This is a genomic window from Streptomyces sp. NPDC052020 (assembly GCF_040680575.1).
Taxonomy (GTDB): domain Bacteria; phylum Actinomycetota; class Actinomycetes; order Streptomycetales; family Streptomycetaceae; genus Streptomyces.
Window position 1 is genome coordinate 1 of the sequence record NZ_JBFAWY010000079.1, and the last position, 5325, is coordinate 5325.

The 5325-nt window shown below is 75.6% G+C and carries 2 protein-coding genes; both read left to right on the forward strand.

Annotated features, from left to right (window positions below; all coding sequences use genetic code 11):
* On the forward strand, window positions 1-897 hold an 897-nt coding region (locus tag AB0L74_RS34665), incomplete at its 5' end, for a beta-ketoacyl reductase (protein ID WP_365661556.1).
* A 91-nt stretch (window positions 898-988) separates the two neighbouring features.
* Window positions 989-5325 (forward strand): acyltransferase domain-containing protein (locus AB0L74_RS34670; RefSeq protein WP_365661559.1); only part of this gene is annotated, 4337 nt, incomplete at its 3' end.

Below are 5325 nucleotides of genomic sequence, written 5' to 3' on the forward strand. Positions count from 1 at the left end.
CACCGCCGAACCCACGGCCTGCCCGCCCACTCCCTCGGCTGGGGCCTGTGGAACACCGGCCAGGGCATGGCCGCCGGCCTCACCCGCAGCGACCTGGAGCGGCTGGGCGGCGGTGCCCTGCTGCCCCTGACGACCGCGCAGAACCTCGCCCTGTTCGACGCCGCCCTCGCCACGCGTCACCCCGCGCTCCTTCCGGTCAAGGTCAACCCGGGGCGGCCCACACCGCCGCTCACCGACAACCTCCGCGCGGCGGCCGTGACCGCGCCGGCCAGGCCCGCCGCGCGCACCGCGGAGCGGGCCGCCCCGGCCGATCTCGCGACGCTGGAACAGCGGCTGGCGCCGCTGGCCGAGGACGAACGGCTGCGGCTGCTCGAAGACGTGATCGGCGTCGAGGTGGCCGCGGTGCTCGGGCACGCCGACGCCGCCGCGGTCGACCCGGCGCGGACGTTCCAGGAGTCCGGATTCGACTCGCTCACCGCGGTGGAACTGCGCAACCGGCTGAAGAAGACGACGGGGCAGCGGCTGCCCGCCACGCTGATCTTCGACTATCCGACGCCGCAGGCCCTGGCGGAGTCCCTGCTGGAAGAGCTGTCGCCCGCGCTGGAGGAGATCGCCGCGAGCGCCCGGTCCGCGGCGGCCGAGTCCCAGGGGGCCGCGGACGCGGACGAGGACGCGCTGCGGCGCGTCCTGGCCTCGGTGCCGCTGGCCCGGGTCAGGGAGGCGGGGCTGCTCGACGCGCTGCTCGCCCTGGCCCCGGCCGGGCTCGCGGCGGACGGCCCGGAAGCCGCCGTGGGGCTCGTCGTCGAGGAGGACCAGAGCGACGCGATCCTGGCGATGGACATCGACGACCTCATCCGCGAGGCCTTCGAGCGCAGCGACGCGGAACAGCCCGAATGACGGCGGCGGGGCCCCTGCCCGGGGCCCCCGTCCCGGCATGAACGACTCAAGTCACCAGCCATACAAGTGAGCAGGAATGCGAGTGACGACCGTGGACACACCCGTGCAGAAGATCGCCGAGGCGCTGCGCGCATCGCTGCTGGAGAACGAGCGGCTGCGCCGGCGGTATGACGAGGCCACGGCCGCCGCCGCCGAGCCGGTGGCCATCGTGGGCATGAGCTGCCGCTTCCCGGGGGACGTGGAGTCCCCGGAGGACCTTTGGTCGCTCGTCGCCTCGGGCACCGACGCCATCACCGACTTCCCCGCCGACCGGGGCTGGAACCTCGACAGAGTGGTCGATCCGGAGGGCACCCGGCCGCACACCAGCTACACCGGGCAGGGCGGATTCCTGCACCGGGCGCCGGAGTTCGACGCGGCGTTCTTCGGGATGAGCCCGCACGAGGCCACCGCCACCGACCCCCAGCAGCGGCTGCTCCTGGAGGTGTCCTGGGAGGCGTTCGAGCGGGCGGGCATCGACCCGCAGTCCCTCGCCGGCACCCGGACCGGTGTGTACGCGGGCGTGATGGCCACGGACTACCCGGTGCGGGTGGGCACCGTGCCCGAGGGCGCCGAGGGGTTCATGGTCACCGGCACCGACGGCAGCATCGTCTCGGGCCGCGTCTCCTACACGCTGGGCCTCGAAGGGCCGTCCCTGTCGATCGACACGGCCTGCTCGTCGTCGCTGGTGGCCCTGCATCTGGCGGTGCAGGCGCTGCGCAAGGGCGAGTGCGGTCTCGCGCTCGCGGGCGGGGTCACCGTGATGTCCACGGCCCGTACGTTCGTGGAGTTCAGCCGGCAGCGCGGGCTCGCGCTCGACGGCCGCTGCCGGTCCTTCGCCGACTCCGCCGCCGGTACGGGCTGGGGCGAGGGCGTCGGCATGCTCGTACTGGAGCGGCTGTCGGACGCGCGCCGCAACGGCCGCCGCATCCTCGCGGTGGTGCGGGGCTCGGCGCTGAACCAGGACGGCGCGAGCAACGGCCTGACCGCGCCGAACGGGCCCTCGCAGCAGCGGGTGATCCGCCAGGCGCTCACCGACGCGGGGCTCACCACGGCGGACGTCGACCTCGTGGAGGCCCATGGCACGGGCACCGTCCTCGGCGACCCCATCGAGGCGCAGGCGCTCATCGCCACGTACGGCAAGGACCGTCCCGCGGACGATCCGCTGTGGCTCGGCTCGGTCAAGTCCAACATCGGGCACACCCAGGCCGCCGCCGGCGTGGCCGGGGTGATCAAGTCGGTGCTGGCGCTGCGGCACGGGGTGCTGCCGCGCACCCTGCACGTGGACACCCCCTCGGCCAAGGTGGACTGGGAGGACGGTTCCGTGCGGCTGCTCACCGAGCCGCTGCCGTGGGTGCGGGACCGTCCGCGCCGCGCCGCGGTCTCGTCCTTCGGGCTCAGCGGCACCAACGCTCACGTGATCATCGAGCAGGCGCCGGAGAGCGAGCCGGTCCCGGCCGCCGAGCCGGCCGCCGTGGCCGCGCGGCCGTTCCCGTACCTCTTCAGCGCGAAGAGCACGGCGGCGCTGCGCGAGCAGGCGGGACGGCTCGCCGAGCGGGTCGCGGGCGACCTCGGTGTCCGCCTCGCCGACCTCGGCCACTCGCTGGCCACCACCCGCGCCGCGCTGGAGCACCGCGCCGTGCTGGTCGCGGGCGACCGGGACGAGCTGCTCGCGGGGCTGCGGGCCGCCGCGGCGGGCGACACCCCCGACAACCTGGCGATCGGCACGGCCGCCAGCCGGGCCAAGGTGGCCTTCGTCTTTCCCGGGCAGGGCTCGCAGTGGGCCGGGATGGCGGTCGAACTCCTCGACTCCTCACCGGTGTTCGCCCAGCGCGTCCACGAGTGCGCGCGGGCCCTGAGCGCGTTCACCGACTGGGACCTGCTGGCCGTGCTGCGCGGCGATCCCGACGCGCCCTCCCTGGAGCGCGTCGACGTCGTGCAGCCCGTGCTGTTCGCCGTGATGGTGTCGCTGGCGGAGCTGTGGCGCGCCCACGGGGTGCGGCCCGCCGCCGTCGTCGGCCACTCGCAGGGTGAGATCGCCGCGGCGTGCGTCGCGGGCGCCCTCTCCCTGGAGGACGCCGCCCGGGTGGTGGCCCTGCGCAGCCAGGTCATCGCGCGCCGGCTGGCGGGTCCCGGCGGCATGATGTCGGTGTCCGCGCCCGCCGACCGGGTCGAGGAGCGGTTGCGCCGCTGGGACGGGCGGCTGTCCGTGGCCGCGGTCAACGGCTCGGGATCGGTGGCCGTCTCGGGCGACTCGGGCGCGCTCGACGAACTGCACGCCGAGTTGGAGGCGGACGGCGTGTGGGCGCGGAAGATCCCGGTGGACTACGCCTCGCACTCCGCCCATGTGGAGGCCATCGAGGACGAGTTGCTCGACGTTCTCGCGGACATCACCCCGCGCGCCTCCCGCGTCCCGTTCTACTCGACGGTGACCGCGTCCGTCATCGACACCACCGGACTCGACGCCGCGTACTGGTACCGCAACCTGCGCCGGACGGTGCGCTTCGAGGAGACCACCCGGGCACTGCTGGCCGAGGGGCACACCGTCTTCGTCGAGGCGAGTCCGCACCCGGTGCTGTCGATGGGCGTCCAGGAGACCGGGGAGGCCGTCGGGCGGCCCGCCGCCGCGCTCGGTTCGCTGCGCAGACACCACGGCGGCATGGACCGCTTCCACCGCTCGCTCGCGGAGGCGTGGGTACGCGGAGTGGGCGTGGACTGGGAGTCGGTGTTCGCGCCGCACGAGCCGTCGTGGGTGGATCTGCCCACCTATCCGTTCCAGCGCCGCGCGTACTGGCCGCGCCCGGAGCAGGGCGGCTCCGATGTGACCTCGGCCGGGCTCGACGGCGCCGACCACCCCCTGCTGGGTGCCGTGATCGGTCTCGCCGACGCCGACGGCGCGCTGCTGACGGGCCGGATCGGTCTCGACACCCACCCGTGGCTGGCCGACCACGCCGCCGGTGGCACGGTGCTGCTGCCGGGCACGGCGCTGGTGGAGCTCGCCGTCCGCGCCGGCGACCAGGTCGGCTGCGGCCGGATCGACGAGCTCACCCTGACCGCCCCGCTGCCGCTGCCCGAGAAGGGCGGCGTCCAGCTCCAGGTCTTCGTGGGCGTGCCCGACGGGGACGGCCGGCGCCCGGTGGCGATCCACTCGCGCCCGCAGACCGCCACCGAGTCCGGCGACGACGACGAGACGGCCTGGACGGGGCACGCCACCGGCTTCCTGGTCCCCGAGACGGCGCGGCCCGAGCCCGCGGACGCCTCGGCCCCGTGGCCGCCGGAGGGCGCCGCCGCTGTGGAGGTGACGGACCTCTACGAGCGGCTGACGGAGGAGGGCTACGGCTACGGCCCGGTCTTCCAGGGAGTGACCGCCGCCTGGGAGCGCGGTGACGAGGTGTTCGCCGAGGTCGCCCTCGCCGAGGACGCCCGCGCCGAGGCCACCCGGTTCGGTCTGCACCCCGCGCTCCTCGACGCGGCCCTGCACGCGGCGGGCCTCGGTCCCTTCGGCACCACGGGCACCGCCGATGGAATCCGGCTGCCCTTCAGCTGGAGCGGGGTGAGCCTGTGGGCCGTGGGCGCCGCGGCGCTCCGGGTACGGGTCGCACCGGCCGGGGACGACACGGTGAGCCTGACCCTGGCCGACCCGACGGGAGCGCCGGTGGCGTCCGTCGACGCGCTGATCCTGCGTCCGGTCGCGCTCGACGGCCTGTCGACCGCCCCGGCCCCGCACCGCGACTCGCTGTTCCGGGTCGAGTGGCAGCCGGAGCCCGACGAGTCCTCCGCCGTGCCCGGGACGTCCTGGGCCGTGCTGCCCGGCCATGAGGCCACGGACCCCGCCGCCCGCGCCGCGCTGCTTCCGGCGGGCGAGCCCGCGGGCGCCGGTGCCACCCCGGAGCTGCTGGTCCTCCCGGTCCCGCCGGCCGAGGTGACGGACCCCGAGCGGATGCCGGAGCTGCTGCGCACCACCCTCGGCGGCGTGCTGGCCGCGCTTCAGGGCTGGCTGGCCGAGGACCGCCCGGCGTCGTCCCGTCTCGCCGTGGTCACCCGGGGAGCGGTGGGCCCCGAGGGGATGCCGGCGGACCTGGTCGGCGCGGCGGTGTGGGGGCTCGTGCGCGCGGCCCAGGCCGAGACGCCGGACTGCTTCGTGCTGGCCGACACGGACGGCAGCCCCGAGTCCGCGCGGCGGCTCGCCGCCACGGCGCTGACGAGCGGGGAGCCCGAACTCGCGCTGCGCGGCGGTGTCGCCCATGTGCCCCGGCTCGTCCGCGCGATGCCGGACACCTCGTCCGGGACCGGGTTCGAGGCATGGGACCCGCAGGACACCCTCCTCATCACCGGCGGCACCGGCGGACTCGCCACCCTCGCCGCCGAACACCTCGTCACCCACCACGGCAT